We start from the raw sequence: 956 nt of genomic DNA, 5'->3' as shown, positions 1-956 counted from the left end.
GTGGTGGAGGTGTCGGTGGCGCTGGTGGTGGACGGGCGGCAGCCGCCGGCCGGGGTGGAGACGCGGGTGCTGCCGGGCGGGGTGTTCGCGTGCGCGCGGCATGTGGGGCCGTATGACCAGATGCCGCTGACGGTGCATGCGGTGCTGGCGTGGTGTGCGGAGCGTCGGTACGCGGTGCGGGGTCCGGTGCGTGAGGTGTACGTGTCGGATCCGGCGGTGACGGCTGCGGCGGAGCTGGTGACGGAGGTGCTGGTCGGCCTGGAGGAGGGGTAGCCGGGGGCGTGCGGTGTCATGGGTGGGCTGCCGCCACGCCATGGCCAGGTCAAAACTTGCTGTGGCTTCGTGACCAGGGCGCCCTTGCACCTCGGGCGGGACATAATCTGGGGGCGACGATCGGGCCGCGGCGTCATCGCGGGCGCCGGCTGCCCGCGTCGCCTGGAACTCATGACAGCGGTGACGAGCAGAGCCTCCCGGGGCCGCCTCGGCGGAGTTCTCGCGGTGGAGGCGGGATGTCGTGCGGGATGCCGGCGCGAGGGGGCCGGTGTCCGGCGAGGGCTGTGCGGGCGGGGCCCGGGTGCCGGTCGGGTGTGTGGTGCCGGTGGTCGTCGGGTGGTCGTGGTGAACGGTTGTGTGGCGCGTGGTTGCGGGGGTAGGCGCCGCGTGGATCGGCTGGAGTGTCGTTTCCGCCTGCTGGGTGTCGGGTACAGGGGTGCTTCCCCCTGGCGCCGGACGCCGGGGGCGTTGATCGTTGGGAGTTGCGCCGGATGTTAGGACGAGGAACGGCTGCTGCGGCGGTGGGCCGGGGTGCTCGCCGCGTGCTGGGCCCGGTTGGTGGCCGGGCCGGGTCGCCTGGTGGACGGAGGCGTCCGGCGGGGAGTGTGCGGCCTGGTGGGGGCGTGCGTGCGGATGCGCGGCGGCCACCGGGGCGCAGGCGTCCGGTGCCGGGGGTTCCTGGG

At 74.4% G+C, this 956-nt stretch carries 2 protein-coding genes; one reads left to right on the top strand and one right to left on the bottom strand.

Features of this window, described 5'->3' with window-relative positions; genetic code table 11:
• A partial coding sequence (locus FAF44_RS53340) for a GyrI-like domain-containing protein (RefSeq protein WP_237111143.1) occupies positions 1-273 on the top strand: 273 nt, incomplete at its 5' end.
• 494 nt (positions 274-767) lie between these two features.
• On the opposite strand, the gene FAF44_RS53335 is transcribed toward FAF44_RS53340, so the two are convergent.
• Positions 768-956 (bottom strand): hypothetical protein (locus FAF44_RS53335; RefSeq protein WP_237111142.1); only part of this gene is annotated, 189 nt, incomplete at its 5' end.

Origin of the sequence: Nonomuraea sp. MG754425 (genome assembly GCF_021699195.1) — a bacterium.
GTDB lineage: Bacteria > Actinomycetota > Actinomycetes > Streptosporangiales > Streptosporangiaceae > Nonomuraea.
The sequence above is the reverse complement of the archived record's forward strand: the minus strand, read 5'-3'. Positions and strand labels throughout refer to the sequence as shown.